We start from the raw sequence: 17,193 nt of genomic DNA, 5'->3' as shown, positions 1-17,193 counted from the left end.
TTATATTTGAGGGTTTTTATTTTGATTTTCAAGTTCAGCCTGACGTTTTGCAATTTCTGCGGCCTGCTTTTCAAGCTCTTCTTTGTCTTTCTGTAGCTGCTTAAATTCTTTTTTCTTCTGTTCTTCTTTGATAGCGCTTCCTTTACTTAAATACCCTACCATTCCTCCAATGATAAGCCCTATCCCGACTCCTGCCATGATTCCCATAATATGAGAGATTTTTATTTGTTCTACGGCAAAATCAGTCGTTAAATAGAAAAGTAATGCTGAAACAGCTAAAAGTATAAGTCCGGTAATGGATAAACTCTTCATAATATTGTGTTTAGGTGGTTACATAAAAAAGCCTTACCAAATTTACTAAAAATTTAATAAGGCCTTACTCAAGATTAAAATTCTAATTATATTTTTCCTCCCGCAGCCTTATAATATTCTAAAGCTTTCGGAAGATCTTTATTGATATCTGAAATTCTGGTTTCCGGACTTGGGTGGGTAGATAAAAATTCCGGCTGTCTTGCTCCTGAAGATGCCGCTTCCATTCTGTTCCAGAAAGGGATGGCCGCTCTTGGGTCATATCCAGCCATAGACATCAGGTAAAGACCCATTTCATCTGCCTCAGATTCCTGACCTCTTCCGTATTTCAATAAAGCTACTTGTGAACCAATAGGATACACCTTCTGGAAAACACTTGCCCATTGTGAGTTTGAGATAGTTCCTCCCAAGATAGCACCTCCATACTGAGCTACCATAGCCTGAGAAATTCTTTCGTTTCCATGGCCTGCCAGCGCGTGGGAAACTTCATGTCCCATTACCACTGCAAGACCGTTATCGTCTTTTGTGATCGGTAATATTCCGGTATAAACGGCTACTTTACCACCAGGCATACACCAGGCATTCAGCTCACTGCTTTGCAGAAGATTGAATTCCCAGCTGTAGCTGGTAAGATCTGCTGATCTACCGATACTTTGATAATATCTTTCCGCAGCGCTTTTAATTCTGTTTCCTACATTTACCACTCTCTTTGCATCTGCCGTACCAGTAATTACTTTACCTTTAGACAATGTCGTTCTATATTCCTGTGAAGACATTGTTAAAATTTCCGAGTTATTGGCCAGCTGTAAAGACGATCTTCCAGTAATTGGGTTCGTAGTACAGGCAACAGCCGACAGAGCAATAGCTCCTATTCCAAATAGATGTGTAACTTTCATAGTTTGAGTGTTAATAATTCAACCTTAACAATTTTTATTCCAAAATATTCCAGAAAGAATATATTTGCATACATTTTGCTGTCTAAATTTAATAATTATCTCATTATGAAAAAGTATATTTCTTTACTGACGATTTTTGGATTCCTGTTCTTCTTTCAGAGTTGTGCCTCACAAGGGTCATTAGATCCGAAAACAGTAGATAATTTGATAGATTCTCAGGAGTTTACTTTCTATGCACAAAGAGCCAACCCAACGAATTATGATGTTATTAATGTGTTGAACTCAATGCCTAATTCTACTGCAACGAGAGTACTTAATCTCAATGGAGAGTATACCATTGATGTAAGCAAAAATACGCTGGATGTAGTGCTACCTTACTTTGGAAGGATGTTCAATCCAACTTATGGAGGAGCAAGTGATAATAGTTACCGATTTACTTCAAAAGATTTTACAATAACTAAAACTCAGAATAAAAAAGGAACCTGGACGTTAAAGTTCAAGCCTAAAGATGCAAGAAATGTTGATGAACTTAATATTGAAGTTTTTAAAAACGGTAAAGCTTTCGTTTCTGTGAGAAGTAGCGACAGACAGCCCATTACTTATGACGGATATATTTCTAAAACAGAAGTAAAACAGGAAAAAGAGAAGCTTTAATTTCTTTTTTCGTTAGATAAAAATTTTTCAACAAATAATTTTGCTTCAGTACTTGGATTCGAAACCATAGCTGAAGCATTTTTTTTATGCATATGGTAAGCTTCCTCTACTGCATTGCTCTTTTTCATCAGTGATAAAATATATTCCTGAACCCAGTATTCGAAGCGTTTTTCAGCCTGCTGAACACGAATTTCTTCAAAACGTCCGCTTTTCTTTTTCAGATCAATAAATTCGAAAATTGTATCATAAACTTCCTGTAATCCTTCATTATAAAGGGCAGAACCTAATAAAACAGGGATTTTCCATCCTTTTTCTTTAGGTGGAATAAAATCCAGAGCTCTTTTTAATTCAAGTCTTGTATTTTTGGCTTTCTGAAGATTGTCCTGATCTACTTTGTTGATGAAAATAAGGTCTACCATTTCCATGATTCCTCTTTTTATACCCTGAAGTTCGTCTCCACCGCCAATGATTTTAAGGAACAGGAAAACATCGGTAATATCAGCGACCAATACTTCTGACTGCCCTACGCCTACGGTTTCTATCAAAATATAATCATATCCTGCTGCCTCACAGATCATCATGGTTTCAAAGGTAGTATTGGCTACTCCACCCAAAAAACCTGAGCTGGGAGAAGGACGTATAAATGCATTCTCTTCTTTGGCAAGTTCTTCCATTCTGGTTTTATCCCCTAAAATACTTCCTTTGTTGATCGCTGAACTGGGATCAATTGCTAAAACAGCTACTTTTTTACCTTGAGCAATAACCAAGCGGCCAAAGTTTTCTATAAAAGTGGATTTTCCGGCTCCGGGAACTCCTGTTACTCCTACTCTCACAGAGTTTCCGGTAAGGGGCATAATTTTCTTCAATAGATCTTCTGCCTGTATTCTGTGTTCTGCTTTTTTACTTTCAACCAATGTAATAGCTTTTGCAATCAGGCGTTTATTTCCTGACTGTATTCCTTCTATTAACTCTTCTGTAGTAAATTTCATTGATTCAAAATTAACAATTAAAATGCGAATGGTCAATAGCCCGCTCATAATGATGAGACAAAAGCCCTAAATTGTTTTCATTGGAAATTAACGATTTTTCATGAATTCAATTTTTATTTCTTCTAAATTAAAACTAGAACGCCCTGTATCAACGGCTTAAGGAATTTATTACATTTGTTATATATCAAAAAGAAGAAACATGAAAAAACTCATCGCTGCGGCTTCGTTTACTGCTATTTTGCTGGTTTCCTGTACGCCGAAAGCTTCTACATCCGCTACTACTGCAGGAACATCTACATCTACTGCAGAACAGATTGCTCAGGGGAAAACTATTTTTGAAAACTCTTGTGGAAGATGTCATAAATTACCGGATCCTGCTTCACACAATCCTGTACAATGGGTAGGAATTATGAATTCTATGGCTCCAAAAGCAAAACTGACGGATGAACAGCACCAATGGGTTTATGATTATATTGTTTCTGTGAAAAAGTAATCATCAAACAAAAATATGGTATGAAAAAACTCATCTTAAGCGGCATAGCAGCATCAGCATTTCTGGTGTCCTGCGGGCCAAAAAGTGTGGCTGTAACAGGGCCAAAGTATACCTCATCTGAGCAGTTGGCACAAGGAAAAACCATTTTTGAAAATTCCTGTGCAAAATGTCATAAGCTGCCAGAACCTACCAAGCATGACAACCAGGGATGGATCAACACTTTAAGCAGAATGGCTCCAAAGGCTAAGTTAACTGATGACCAGCATCAAATGGTCTATGATTATCTGATCTCTGTAAATAAAAAATAAAAGAAGGCCTCAGAAATGAGGCCTTCTTTTGTAATATATCAAGGGTATTTTTCTGTTGAAAATAATACTTAACCACTTATCTTACCATCAGTTTTTCAACCTGAATTTTCTCTCCCTGTTGGATATGAACCATATAAACTCCTTTCTGGAATCCCTGAGTAGAAATAGCTTTTTTAGAACTTGATTCTCTGGTATCAGAGAATATCAGTTTGCCTGACATATCAAATATTCTGATCTTAACTTCTTTAGAAGATTTGTCTATATTTCCTACAAAGAATTCATCATAAGTAGGATTAGGGAAAATAATAAATTTCTGATCTGAAAGTTTAACATCCTGAGTAGCCAGTGCTGTAATACATTCTTGTGGTACCGTAAAGTCTTCCACCTGATCATTAGCCGCAGAACTACTTCCTGCTGAAGCATTTACCCCCAGACCTCTTTTAGCAAAGGTGTTCCATATCATACATTTATCCAAGCCTGCATTACCTACAGCATCAGCCTGAAGAATGGCATTTCTTCCATCAATAAATGAAGGGTTACAAGCCTGTAATTTCAGTCCGTCCATTACTATTTGCAGCACTTTAGCATTTCCGGAAGTACTGCTTGCCATGACATCACTGTTATAGCCATATTTTTCAATGTATTTCCAGGTAAGATCCCACAACATTGTTGCCCAGATGAACCCAATGGCATGTGGTCCTGAAACGGTATTCGTTTTGCCATACGTATAATTGTTTACACTAAAGTCTGGTGAATACTTGGCAGGTCTGATCCCTCCTCCTGTAATAGGCTGGCTACTTGTATAGGTTCCAATTCCTCTCGCCAACGCTGATGTATCCCCGGGTCTTGTTGTAAGCATTAAAGCAAAATAATCTGACCATCCTTCACCCATCTGCTCAGCACTTTGAAGACAGCTATATCCCTGCCCTGTTAATCTGTTTGAAATACCATGTCCATATTCATGGGCAACGATTCCATTATCCAGACTGGAATGCTTAAAACCATTATAGTCGAAATTTAATGTTGTATTAACAGTCTCTCCTGTATTGATTTGATTTACAATATACTCGCCTTCTGTTTTCCCCATCATAATGGAAGGAATGGTAATTCCTGTCACGGCATCATCTTTCCCCATTGAAATTGGATCCACATTATTAGGATCATAGATAATTCCTCCCAAGGCTCCTGCAAGCTGCATATTTTTAACCTTAGTGGCAAAACTGCAGGTTCCTCTTTTGGCAACTCCTATTTTCCCTGTCATGCTTCCTGCTGCAAGAGCTGTACAGGCATCATCCGGTGTAGCAATTTTCAGATCTCCTGTTACCGTTTGGCCACCTAACAGAAGAGGGCCAAAACTTGCCCCTCCGGTTGCCACTTTAGGGCGGTTTACAATAGCGGCCGGAGCATTATACTGATATCTTAAGATAGGATCATTGGCTGGCTGTGTTCTGTCCCAAAGATACATTTGCATTCTTGGTGCAGAAAGATAAGTGGTTCCACTAATGACCGCTTCATAGCCTGCACCGAAATTGGCATTATTAAGACCGCTTCCGTCAAAAGCCTCAGCTCTTACAGCATCTCCCTGTATACCTCCTTTTCCAAAGTTATTCGTCTGAAAGTTTCTGGCGGCTTCTGTAAATCCGAATTTATAAAAGATATCATGCATCTTATTATTCATGTAAAACAGATTGGTAATCGCAGCATCTCTATAGGTTATAGGATTATCATATCTCCCATCGGCAAAAGGAAAATTGAAAGTGAGGGAACTTCCTCCGTCCGGGGAATATCCCGGATTATTCGTATTATCCTGATCTGAATATGCATATACATTATTTCCTCTTGTATTGGTATAGCTGTTCGTTCCATCAGAATGCCAGCCTTCCGGTGATGCCACTAAGTCCCATGGATTATTTACCAATGCACGAGCCCCAAACGTAGGAGCTTCTACCGGCAATGGAAAAACATTATAAGACGCATTTGTAGGTGCCCACAAGGCATTTAACAGCTTACTTTGATTCTCCACTGTTGATGCTTTCTCCCATTCCTTGGATACCGCTTCATGAGAATGACCGTGATCTTCAAAGCTGCAGTTTAGTGTCATATTATCTTTACTGAGTATTTCTCCATTTTCAGCATCCGCAAGTACATGCCACACATCTGAAGAGTTTTGATCTGAAACAAACAGTTCTTTGGCCAGAATATACTTACCATTCTTCTCAAAATAGACATCAGGTAAATAGTCTGTATCCGAAATAGCACTTAATCCCAGTTTTTGCTTAAGAAGGGCATCTGAAAATCTCTCATGCACTTTTGCTGTACTGGCAGCTATAATATTCCTGTTGAAGTCATTATTTTCAGAGAGTATCTGATCCCCTTTAATGATGACTTTTCCCAATGCATTGTATACTCTCAGCCCTTTATAAGTCTGCTGTACATTCACAATATTTGCTCCTAAACTATTGGACATATCTTCGTTCAGAATGATAACGCCCACTTTATTTTGGTTTAGTTTTCCACTTTTTTGATAATAATCCTGAATAAGCCTGTTAGAGTTCTGGCCATTCATTTTCCCAAAACAGAAAAAAAATACTACAGATACAGGTAATAAAAATAATTTTTTATTCATAAGATTGATTTTTACACAACAAAACTATAAATTATTTGCGATATTGAAATGTTAATTTCGGATTTTTTATCAAAAAGTGAAATTAATTAATGTTTTTTCTTTTTTTCAATTATTTTTTTCTTTTTTTTCTGTGGCATTTTACTTTTTATAAATTTTTCTCTGCTTTTTAAGAAATCAAGCATGCATTGATCATAGGCAAATGCGCGGGCAAGCTTTAAAGGTTTCAAAGCTTGTTTATACTCTAATCTGATTTCAAAGAGTAAAGACTGATGGATCAGGATTCTGCTTTTATCTATTCCTTTTATCTTTAAAGAATAGTCAATCAGTTTTTCTGCATCATCCAGATCTTCATTGTCTAAAAGGCACTTGATATGATATTGCGGTGTATTCAGATTAGAAATATTGCATTGCATCGCTTCTTCGAAATACAGTTTAGCTTTTTCATAATCAAACAGCATTTCACTATAAATTCTTCCCATCAGACACAGGCTGTCTGCATCTTCCGGATCATATGACAAAGCGTAGTTTAATGCCTCTAAACAGGAGGGAAGGCTATATGGATAATTATCTAATGCCTCAAAATAATATTTATTTTTAGTTAAGGTCATTGTTGTAGTTTTTTAATTCATTTTTCAAGGCATTCCTCTGTTTTTTGAATGTCTTGTCTTCATAATTCTTTTTAAAATCTGTTCCTGAAAATGTCCGAACCGGATTTCCGCGTTCTACCTGCATCTGAAGAGACCAAGTATCTTTCAACTTTCTTTCCAGCTGCCGGATATAAACCGCCATTACTTTTTCTTTTAATCTGATAACGGATAGTTTTTTATTTTCCAGCTGTGAACGGGAATCCTGTACAAAAACAGTTTCGTTAGTAGGAATATGAGTAGCCCGTACGGCGGTATTCACCTTGTTTACGTTTTGCCCTCCACTTCCCTGACTTCTGGCGGTCTGAAACCGGATATCCTTTTCATTGAAATCAATCATTTTTATATTTTCCAATTCAAAAATTCCGATAAACCAATTGCTTCTTTTATGCAGTTTCCTGAATGTGCTTTTCCCTATCCAGCAGACACTTCCCAGCCAGTTTTTTAAAAAAGGAGTTACTTCTTTTCCTTTTAAAAGAACAGTCACCGATTTTAATGTCAGGTTCTCATCACCATTCTCACGATGAATGATTTCGTATTCTATTGTATTTTGTTTTGCCTCTTCAAGAAAGGTCTTCAGCACCTTGGCTGCTACCCATTGGCATTCTAAAGGCCCTCTTCCTGAAGTGATCTGTATTAATTTTTCCATTTTATGTTGGCATTTTGCTTAATAAAGGATGTCCTACCGGATCTATTCCTTTTTCTAATAAATTTTTTGCAGCCATCACTGCCCAGCATTTGTCACTGGAGTGAATATTTCTGTAAAAAGAAAGTAAAATTTCAGGTTTCACAACGGTAAAACCATTAGCTTCAATAGTCTCGAGATCATCTTTTTCAAAGAAGTCAATGGTAATTCTGTAGAATTTATCATTTTCCAATACTACTGTTTTCTCGTACCTGCGAAAGTTCTCCTCACTTGGCAGATGATCATATCGGGTCCATACTTTCTGGAACCCTTCCTGCTGAAGGATGATAACCGTTTCTGCTACATTTTCTTTTTTTACAAAAACATCAATATCCTTATGGTCATGAGCATGTTTATATTCCGTATGTCCTGTTTCTGACATAAAATGCCACGCCCAGCCACCTGATATAATGACTTTATCTTTTAATGTATTTAAAATTTCGAGCCCTAACCGGATTCTGTATTCCGGCCAGATTTCACCGTATCTTTTTATGTTATGTGGTGCTCCCATTTCTTTGTTTTTAAATATTTCCTGATTAAACCTTACAGGTTTTTGAAACCTGTAAGGTTATAAAATATTAGGCTAATTACTTATCCATTCTCACAATTCTCGGCTGGAAAGTTCCCAGAATATCTACCAATTCGCTCTGTGCATTCATCACTTCATTAATGTCTTTGTAGGCCATAGGGGCTTCTTCTGCATTTCCGCCCATCAGGGTGACATTTTTCAATTTCAGTTCTTTTTTGATATCATGCTGAGTGAAAAGGCTTCTGCATTCTCCTCTTGAATGAGCCCTTCCTGCGCCATGTGATGCTGAATTCAGGGATTCAGGATTTCCTTTTCCTCGGACGATAAATCCTTTTGCCGTCATAGATCCGGGAATCATCCCCAGTTCATTTTCATTGGCAGGTGTTGCTCCTTTTCGGTGAACAATCACTTCTTTACCGTTATGGATTTCTTTCCAGGCAAAGTTGTGATGGTTTTCAATTCTGGCTTTTACCCTTCCGCCAACAGCTTTTACCAGCCTTCTGTGAATATCATCATGGCAGGCAGAGGCATAATCTCCGGCAAGATTCATTGCTGTCCAATATTCCAATCCCAGGTGGGTACTAAGATCCAGCCAGGCAAAGTTTTGAGCTTCTTTTGGTAACGGACATTGTTCTGTTGCCACTCTTGAGTAATACTGGGCAATCTCTGCTCCCAGACCTCTTGAGCCACTATGAGAAAGGATTCCCAGATATTTTCCTTTTGGCAGACCAATTTGCTCATCTTCTTCAGTGATTTCCACTTCTCCGAATTCCACGAAGTGATTTCCTCCGCCTGAGGAACCCATCTGTTTGATTGCTTTTCCCTTTAATCTTCTTAAGATCGGGATCATATCGAATGTATCTCTTTCGAAAATCTCATGATCTATGTGAGACTTGTGCGTTTCATACATTCCGAATTTTGTATGTTCTGCAAGAGCTTTTTCATATTTATCTCTTGCTCCTTCAAGATATGAAACCGGTGTATCCAAAATACTGAGGCTCATTCTGCAGCCAATATCCATTCCTACTCCGTAAGGGATTACCGCATTTTCCACTGCCAGAACTCCTCCTATCGGAAGTCCGTAACCGCTGTGGGCATCAGGCATTAATGCTCCCTGAGTAGAAATAGGCAGTTTCAAAGCAGTATACAACTGATTTTTAGCCTCTTCCGAGATATTGTTTCCAAAAATCTGAAACGAAGCACGCTGTGAATTCAGCATTCTTTTTTCTGTTTTTTTGGATGAAAGCAGGGTTTCTGCAATTTGTCCGAAGGTCAGATCTTTTTCAAATTCTTCCGGATTCAGCAGGATTTCCTTTAAAAGAGATTTTACGTGGTGAATATTCTTCGTTGCAAAATTTCTTTTCATGACTTCCAATGCTACGTTTACACTTTGATTATTTGGATAGCCCAGTTTTAATATATCTTTTCCTTTTAGTTTTAAATTTCCCATTGTTTTTGTTTTAAATAACAGTCGGACTTATACGTCCAGTAAGCTTTCTGCAATTTCTGTTGCAGACATTACGCAGGTACTATATTTCCTGCTTTTAATAAGTGAAATATCTTCTCTTTTTCTTCTCCATGGGTATGATCTACCATAAATTGTTTTGTGGATAATCCCTACAATTGTATGCTGCCCTAAATAGGATCCCAGTTCTGCGCATTCTTTTTCTAATTCAAAGTCTACAGGTTTATAATGGGTAATCATATTGGGTCTTGTACGTAAGGTAAATCTCCAGGGTTCAATAAATTCGTAGTAAGGAACATAAGACTTCCGGATAGGGCAATATTCTTCCTGTTTCAAAAAATACTGTCTTTCTCTTGTTGTGAGTCCCAGCTTCGGATCATTCCAGGAATATGAAGAGATATTTTTGAGTTTTTGTACTCTTTCAACATATATTCTACGCCCGAATTTTCTTTTCTTTTTCAAAAACTGGCGGCTTTCTGAATACATGTAGGTATTGATCTTCTTCAAAATTCCTTCAAAGAAATCTCCGTCTTTAGATCTCCTTACATCTTCCCTTACCGCAAAGAATCTTACAAATCCTCTCTGATAGGGTTTTTCCAAAGGAATCCATGGGATATTTCGTCTTATATCCCAAAGCTCATCACTACGTCGATATTTTTTTCTTATCTGCTTTTCTACATCTTTTCTAATTGTTCTTTTTCTGCTCCTCACACTTCTCAGGCGGGAAAACAGAAGGTTATCATTTTCCATTGTTAACAGAAGTTGGATATGATAAAATAGACTTCCGTTTATTTTATCTCACACAACTTTTAATCAACTAAAATACTCGTTGAATGGATTAATAATAGACAATGAAAGTTTTGAGGATATACCTCATCCAATCTTGTCCTTCATGACACTAAAAAAGATTTCGGGTAAACTTGGGAGTTTGAAATATTGCGCAATAAAAAACCCGAAATCTCTACGACTTCGGGTTTTGATATTTCATTGTACTGTTATTCTAAGAATGTACCAAACCGCGAAGCCTTACCACCATAAGGGGTAATCCAACTGTAGAATTCTGTTTTGTTCTGAACATTGCTTCGTTGTTTTTTATTGGTTAAACTTGATTTTCAGGTGCAAATATATAAATTTTTCTGAGAATCAAAATATTTTTTTCACTTAAGGTGAATAATACTGAGAAAAATGGCATCAATAACTTTTGCCATTCTCTTTGTATCGAGAGTTTCCAGCGTATCCGTGGGTTCGTGATAATTTTTATTTCTGAAGAAGGAAGTATCCGTGATCATGAGCGCGGGAAAGTCAAAATTCCAATAGTTCAGATGGTCGGAATAGTCTATTCCTGCTACAAATTTTGGGGCTGAGAAGGTTTCTGTTTTTATCTGTCCTGAATCTTTAAAATTACCTATGAAATTTCTTACAAAAGGACCCGCTCCACTGATTTTTTTCACCAATGTAATGAAATCTCCTTGATCACCATATATCCAGGAAAGAAGCCCTACAGGAAAAGTCTGGGAATCTTTTTCATCTTTGAAATAGCCGATCATTTCTACACTGGCCATTCCATAGACATCGATCTTGTTGTCTTTTAAATATTTTGCATGAACATAGCTTCCCATGTTTTCAGTCCTGAAATAAGGAGGTTCTTCCAGGGTATAGGCTACAAGATCTACTCTGTAATTCAGTTTTTGTCCTTTAAGCATTCTTGCAAGTTCCAGAAGAGCGGTAACTCCGGTGGCATTGTCGTCTGCTCCCTGCTGATCTCCACAAACATCGTAATGAGCACCTATAATAATCCGCTTCTTATTTTCTGTTCCAAAGGATGAAATAACGTTTTTATATATTTTTCCATCAACTTTGTATTCCTGATAAGCAGTGCTGTCACCATAAGTACTAAAAGTCTGATGGATATAGTCTGCAATGGCATTCAGCTGGTCTATATTTTTATGGTTTCTAAATTGTGGAGTTTGGGTCATTGCGATCAAATGCTTTTTAACCAAAGCAGTATCTGCAACAACCTTCGAGCTTTGGATTGATCTATTGCTCTTCCCTGAACCCAGCAAGAAAACACCTGTAATAACAAATAAGCCTACGAGAAGAAACAGTTTTTTCCTCGTAGGCTTTATTATATTTTTTAGATTCATGGGGTATGTTTTAATCTCTGTGATGAAATTAAAACTTTTCTTTTTATTTTTCTAAAAATCTTTCCAGAATTTCTACTGCACATTTCGGAAGGTTGGTTCCAGGCCCGAAAATAAAGTCTGCACCATTGGCATAAAGGAATTCATAATCCTGCTGAGGAATTACTCCTCCCACAACGATGGTAATATCATCGGCTCCCAGTTTGGATAATTCTTCTACTACCTGAGGAACTAATGTTTTGTGTCCTGCCGCTAATGAAGATACTCCTAAAATATGAATATCGTTTTCTACAGCTTGTTTAGCCACTTCTTCCGGTGTCTGGAATAAAGGAGCGACATCCACGTCAAATCCCATATCGGCAAACGCTGTTGCCACTACTTTTGCTCCTCTGTCGTGGCCGTCCTGCCCCATTTTGGCGACCATAAGTCTTGGGCGGCGTCCTTCTTCTTCTTCAAATTTCTGAGTCAGATTAAGGGCTTTTTCAAAGTATTCGTTTTTACCGGCATTCATAGCGTATACACCAGAGATTGTTTTAATATTTGCTTTATATCTTCCAAAGGTTTCTTCCATGGCATCGCTCATCTCTCCAAGGGTAACTCTTCTTCTTGCTGCTTCGATACATAATGCCAGAAGATTTCCTTTCCCTGTCTGAGCACTTTCGCGGATTTCATTCAGAATCTGCTCAACGGCTTCTGTATTTCGATCTGTTTTGATTGTATTTAATCTTTCAATCTGTTTCCTACGAACTTCTGTATTATCGATGTCCAGGATTTCTATTGCATCCTGTTTCAATGAAGATTTGAATGAATTGACTCCAATAATAAATTCTTCTCCGCTGTCAATTTTCGCTTGTTTTTTTGCTGCCGCTTCTTCAATTCTCATTTTTGGAATTCCGGCTTCAATAGCTTTAGTCATCCCTCCTTCCTGCTCTACCTCATCAATATACCTCATCGCTTCTTCAATCATTTGCTGAGTAAGGCTTTCTACAAGATTACTTCCTCCCATTGGATCTACAACATCACATATTCCGCTTTCCTGCTGAAGAATGATCTGTGTATTTCTTGCAATTTTTGCTGAATAGTCTGTAGGCAGGGCAATAGCTTCATCCAGCGCATTGGTGTGAAGAGACTGCGTTCCTCCTAGTGCTGAGGATAATGCTTCTATAGCTGTTCTTGTGATATTATTGAAAGGTTCCTGCTCTGTCAGAGACCATCCGGAAGTCTGTGAATGGGTTCTTAATGCCAGAGATTTTGGATTCTGAGGATTAAACTGTTTTAAAAGAGTTGCCCAGATATATCTTGCAGCACGCATTTTAGCAATTTCCATGAAATGATTCATCCCGATTGCCCAGAAGAAAGAAAGTCTTGGAGCGAAATCGTCTACGTTCATTCCTGCTTTTATTCCTGTTCTTACATATTCAAGACCGTCTGCCAGGGTGTAAGCCATTTCCAGTACAGGTGTAGCTCCTGCTTCCTGCATATGGTATCCGGAAATAGAAATGGAGTTAAATTTTGGAATGTTTTGCGAAGTGTATTCAAAAATATCTGCGATGATCTTCATGGAAGGTGCCGGCGGATAAATGTAGGTATTTCTTACCATGAATTCTTTCAAAATATCATTCTGAATCGTTCCTGAAAGCTGATCCTGATTTACTCCCTGTTCTTCTGCCGCTACGATGTAGAAAGACAAAATAGGAAGTACAGCTCCATTCATAGTCATAGATACTGAAATCTGATCCAGGGGAATTTCATTGAAAAGGATTTTCATATCTTCCACAGAGTCGATAGCAACTCCTGCTTTTCCTACATCTCCTACTACTCTTGAGTGGTCAGAGTCATATCCTCTGTGTGTTGCTAAGTCAAATGCTACTGAAAGTCCTTTCTGGCCTGCAGCAAGGTTTCTTCTGTAAAACGCATTAGATTCTTCAGCCGTAGAAAATCCGGCATATTGACGGATCGTCCATGGTTTTTGAACATACATGGTGGAATACGGACCTCTAAGATAGGGTGCAATTCCTGGAGAAGTCTGCGTTAATGATTCATCTTTTACATCTTTTTTTTCATAGGATGATTTGAGTTCAAGTCCGTCTTTTTCAAAATTGTAAATCTCTCTTTCCTGAGATGATACATTAAAATCCGGTTTTTTCACAGAAATTGTCTTTCGCATTCCAATTATTTTTGTCCCCGTAAAGTTAATTTTTTTGAGCGAAACATGAAACTTCTGTTAACGTCCTGTTTTACTTCAATTTATGAAAAGAAAAAGGCCGGGCAAATGCCCGGCCTTTCATATTAGTAAATAGTATGCTTATTTTTTGATAAGCTTCGTATTGTAAGTATTTTTGTCATCTTTTATCGTGATTACATACATACCTTTGATTAATGAAGCTACATTAATTCTTTGTCCGTCAATCTGCCCTTCCTGAGCTAATCTTCCGTCAGCAGTATAGATTTTATAGTCTGCTTTTCCTTTCAGATTTTTCACTTCTACGAATGTATCTGCAGGATTCGGATAAATTGAAATTTCAGATGATTTTACATCTTTTGTTTCGTTTACAGCAAGAGTTTCTGTAATTTTTACAGCAAAATCTCTGAACCCTCCGGCTGAAACAATGCTATTAGGACCTGAAGCTACAGAAGGAAATCCACACGGACCTGATGCAGGATTAAAGAAAGTGCTTGCCACTCTCATTCTAAGTGTTTTATCGCCTGAATAAGCTGTAGATGGTACTGTAAACGTTATTGTTCCATCATGATAATCAAATTCAGAAGCATTATCATAAACAGGAACACTACCTTTAGAACCAACTTTCTCTGAAGCTTCAAAAACACCATTCCTGTTGTAATCGATCCATACTTCAATAAAATCATTATATCCGGCAGCATTACCTAAGTTTCTATATGTAATAGTATATTGTGTCCCTTTTGTTAAATTAACCACCTTACTTGCATCTTCGCTATAATCTAAATAAGTTTTTGATAATGCGGCAATACTCGTTTGTGAAAAGTTTAAATTTGCTACTTTGAACCCAATTACTCCACTATAGTAATATCCATTCATGTTATTACCTCCGGTAGTCATTAAACAGTAATCATAACCTGTTCTTAAACCTTTTGTTTTAAAGGCATAATTGGAAGAATATGCTCCTGGAACACTGTTTACAACAGCTGCAACCTGAGCTTCATAATTCGTTTCGTCTTCAAGGTTTGATAATGCTACAGAACTTGTTGTACTTGTTGTATTCTGCCAAGTTGTTTCACCTACTTTTCTGTAGTTTATTAAATAGGTAGCTCCCGGAAAATTATTCCAAGATAATCTAGCTGAATTTTTTAAGATTTCAGTATCTAATGCTAAAACACCTGTAGGTGCTGCAGTAGAGGAAGTAGGCGCTGTTTCAACTTTAACTGTAGGAGATACTGCAAAAAAAACATTTCCTATAGCAGATATTCTCAACTTAATATTTCCTGTCAGATTAGCTGGCATTTGCCCAGTATAACTTCCTGTATTAGGAGTAGAAGCTACCAACTGGGTCCATGTTGTTCCGTTTACAAGATCTGTAGTATATTCAATTTTAACATTAGCTGCATTATAAGGTGCTATATTGGTATTGGCAACATCCCATAAAATGGTATTGGCAGCATTGTTATAAAGGGATGTAGACCCCGTAATTCCATTGAATTTAAATGGTCCTTCATTACCTACTGTAACTGTTGTTTCTAAAGACGAAAGCATTGGTCTTACTGTATTTGCATCTCTTGCTGTTACAGCGTAATTAAGCACTCTAGGAACATACGAAACAGTCTCCCATGTTGCTTTGTTTGTAAGTTTACCAGCCATTACAAGCGGTAAGCTAGGGAAGTATCTTTTTCCACTGTCAGTACCCGTAAAAGATCTTGCAATAGAACCTTCTGTAATGAAGCCCCAACCACTATCTCCTGAAATAGAGGTTTTGCTACTTGCTGTATCAAATTGTTCCCACGTATAATTAATAGCATCACCTTGTGCATCAGTTGCCGATGCCTCTAGATAATAAGCTGTTCCTTTTGGGATCGTATATGCTGTAAGAGTTGAAATAACAGGCGCTGTATTATCATTTATGATTTCTGCAACTCCACATGTTGGCTTACTATCCAGAGTATTTAAAATTTGATTAATGGAAGAATAATGGAAGTAAGGATTAGAGACCATCTGTACATTATCCTGTGTAATTCCCGCATAGGCCATAATTGTAGTACCTCCACCCGGCTCAATATTTACGCCAGATCCTTCAGTAGCATGTGAAAAAGTATGGTTCCCTCCAAGCTGATGCCCCATCTCATGAGCTACGTAATCAATATCAAAAGCATCACCCGTTGGCAACGCCATTTGAGTAAATGCAGCTCCTTTTGCTAAAGAGTTATTATTTGCAGGGTTAAGACATATTATTCCTATTCCACCCGCATTTCCGTTACCTCCTGCTGCATTAAATACGTGACCGATATCATAATTAGCATTTCCAACATTTTGGGTAAGCATCCTTTGAAGCTGAAGATTTAATGAAGGATCACCCTGAACTGCTGGAGGAGTATAGAAGTCTGTATTAGGATCTGTAAATATAATCGTAGGAAGATCCTGAATAATTAGCCTAATTCCAAAATCTTTCTGGAAAATACCATTTACACGATTCATCGTAGCATTCATTTGAGCTACAGTATTTGCTGTCCCTCCATTGGGATCAAACTTTTTCGTATATTCACCTGTAACTGCTAAAGCTAACCTATAAGTTCTAAATTTTGTAATTGCTGGTCTATTTGTAATTCCAGCATTTACATTAGAAAGATTTTTTTTTCCGTGTGCCTCTAATGTTTTGATGTCTAATCCTTTTCCGTCAGTATCACATTCAAAACCATGTAATCCTTCTGTTCTTTTTGTTTTATAGAAAACACCGTATGTTTGTTTATCTGTAGTAATTGGCTCTATAAACTGATATACACCATCTTTAATAATCATGGATTGCATATCTGTTGGAGAAGTACTGAATCTTAAATATTTAGAAGGATCATCTACTCCAATCCCTACGTAAGAACCCAATTGGTATCTGTCAGCCATAGATTTTTCCATAACAGGATCACTGTATACAGCAAATTTTTCAATTTTTCCTTCTGCTGTAGGTAGAGAGACAATCACAGCCTGAGCTCCTTTCCCTGTTTCTACAGCATCTTTTAAAATATTCCTAAGCGATTGCAAATCAAACCTGTAAGAATATTGAACTTCTACTTCTTTTCTGATTTGAGAGGTTCTCTGTGAGGCCGGTTCCCACCTCTGTGCATGGAGACTGGAAAGCCCAGCAGCCAAGGCACACACTAGTAAAATTCTTTTTTTCATAATTACCTAATTAGTTTAGAATTGATAAACTTTAAATATCCGCCATAAAAATAATAATTATAAACACAACAACATAAAAAAAACGGCCAATT

Annotated in this window: 15 protein-coding genes; 3 read left to right on the top strand and 12 right to left on the bottom strand. The window is 37.5% G+C overall.

Annotation, left to right across the window (positions count from 1 at the left end; genetic code table 11):
- Both CQ022_RS20210 and CQ022_RS20205 read right to left on the bottom strand, forming a co-directional pair.
- Positions 1 to 312 carry a hypothetical protein gene (locus tag CQ022_RS20210; RefSeq protein WP_105684091.1) on the bottom strand — a complete coding sequence of 104 codons (312 nt, stop codon included), beginning with the start codon at positions 310 to 312 and terminating at the stop codon, positions 1 to 3.
- A gap of 86 nt (positions 313 to 398) precedes the next feature.
- The gene (locus CQ022_RS20205) at positions 399 to 1,205 is read right to left on the bottom strand and encodes a M48 family metallopeptidase (RefSeq protein WP_105684090.1); all 807 of its coding nucleotides are present in this window, start codon (positions 1,203 to 1,205) and stop codon (positions 399 to 401) included.
- A gap of 105 nt (positions 1,206 to 1,310) precedes the next feature.
- Here CQ022_RS20205 and CQ022_RS20200 point away from each other — a divergent pair, with 105 nt between their 5' ends.
- Positions 1,311 to 1,859: a DUF4251 domain-containing protein gene (locus CQ022_RS20200; protein WP_105684089.1), complete on the top strand. Its 549-nt coding sequence runs from the start codon at positions 1,311 to 1,313 to the stop codon at positions 1,857 to 1,859.
- On the opposite strand, the gene meaB is transcribed toward CQ022_RS20200, so the two are convergent.
- Entirely contained in the window at positions 1,856 to 2,848 is a 993-nt protein-coding gene (gene meaB, locus CQ022_RS20195; protein WP_105684088.1) for a methylmalonyl Co-A mutase-associated GTPase MeaB, read from the bottom strand. The genes CQ022_RS20200 and meaB overlap by 4 nt on opposite strands.
- 199 nt (positions 2,849 to 3,047) lie before the next feature.
- Between meaB and CQ022_RS20190 the strand changes: the two genes are divergently transcribed.
- Positions 3,048 to 3,341, top strand: a complete 294-nt coding sequence (locus CQ022_RS20190; RefSeq protein WP_062676044.1) for a c-type cytochrome — start codon at positions 3,048 to 3,050, stop codon at positions 3,339 to 3,341.
- A gap of 20 nt (positions 3,342 to 3,361) precedes the next feature.
- Positions 3,362 to 3,649 (top strand): c-type cytochrome, encoded by a 288-nt coding sequence (locus CQ022_RS20185; RefSeq protein ID WP_105684087.1) that lies wholly within the window; start codon positions 3,362 to 3,364, stop codon positions 3,647 to 3,649.
- A gap of 76 nt (positions 3,650 to 3,725) precedes the next feature.
- Here CQ022_RS20185 and CQ022_RS20180 read toward each other — a convergent pair whose 3' ends face one another.
- The 9 genes from CQ022_RS20180 to CQ022_RS20140 form a co-directional block, all read right to left on the bottom strand.
- Complete coding sequence (locus tag CQ022_RS20180; RefSeq protein WP_105684086.1) at positions 3,726 to 6,275, bottom strand: T9SS-dependent M36 family metallopeptidase; 2,550 nt, start codon at positions 6,273 to 6,275, stop codon at positions 3,726 to 3,728.
- An 86-nt stretch (positions 6,276 to 6,361) separates the two neighbouring features.
- Positions 6,362 to 6,883, bottom strand: a complete 522-nt coding sequence (locus tag CQ022_RS20175; RefSeq protein WP_105684085.1) for a hypothetical protein — start codon at positions 6,881 to 6,883, stop codon at positions 6,362 to 6,364.
- Positions 6,870 to 7,568: a peptide chain release factor H gene (gene prfH / locus CQ022_RS20170; RefSeq protein ID WP_105684084.1), complete on the bottom strand. Its 699-nt coding sequence runs from the start codon at positions 7,566 to 7,568 to the stop codon at positions 6,870 to 6,872. Before prfH ends, CQ022_RS20175 begins: the two co-directional genes overlap by 14 nt.
- Position 7,569: 1 nt before the next feature.
- Positions 7,570 to 8,115, bottom strand: a complete 546-nt coding sequence (locus CQ022_RS20165; RefSeq protein ID WP_105684083.1) for a hypothetical protein — start codon at positions 8,113 to 8,115, stop codon at positions 7,570 to 7,572.
- A gap of 76 nt (positions 8,116 to 8,191) precedes the next feature.
- The gene (locus CQ022_RS20160) at positions 8,192 to 9,583 is read right to left on the bottom strand and encodes an RtcB family protein (protein ID WP_105684082.1); all 1,392 of its coding nucleotides are present in this window, start codon (positions 9,581 to 9,583) and stop codon (positions 8,192 to 8,194) included.
- A gap of 27 nt (positions 9,584 to 9,610) precedes the next feature.
- On the bottom strand, positions 9,611 to 10,348 hold the full coding sequence (locus CQ022_RS20155) for a hypothetical protein (protein WP_105684081.1): 738 nt from the start codon (positions 10,346 to 10,348) through the stop codon (positions 9,611 to 9,613).
- Between the two features lie 407 nt (positions 10,349 to 10,755).
- On the bottom strand, positions 10,756 to 11,742 hold the full coding sequence (locus CQ022_RS20150) for a M28 family peptidase (protein WP_228421816.1): 987 nt from the start codon (positions 11,740 to 11,742) through the stop codon (positions 10,756 to 10,758).
- Positions 11,743 to 11,785: 43 nt separating this feature from the next.
- Positions 11,786 to 13,906: a methylmalonyl-CoA mutase gene (gene scpA / locus CQ022_RS20145; RefSeq protein ID WP_105684080.1), complete on the bottom strand. Its 2,121-nt coding sequence runs from the start codon at positions 13,904 to 13,906 to the stop codon at positions 11,786 to 11,788.
- 138 nt (positions 13,907 to 14,044) lie between these two features.
- A complete protein-coding gene (locus CQ022_RS20140) occupies positions 14,045 to 17,101 on the bottom strand; it encodes a reprolysin-like metallopeptidase (protein WP_105684079.1) in 3,057 nt (1,018 codons plus the stop codon).
- Positions 17,102 to 17,193: the final 92 nt, after the last annotated feature.

Source organism: Chryseobacterium culicis (genome assembly GCF_002979755.1).
GTDB classification, from domain to species: domain Bacteria; phylum Bacteroidota; class Bacteroidia; order Flavobacteriales; family Weeksellaceae; genus Chryseobacterium; species Chryseobacterium culicis_A.
The sequence above is the reverse complement of the archived record's forward strand: the minus strand, read 5'-3'. Positions and strand labels throughout refer to the sequence as shown.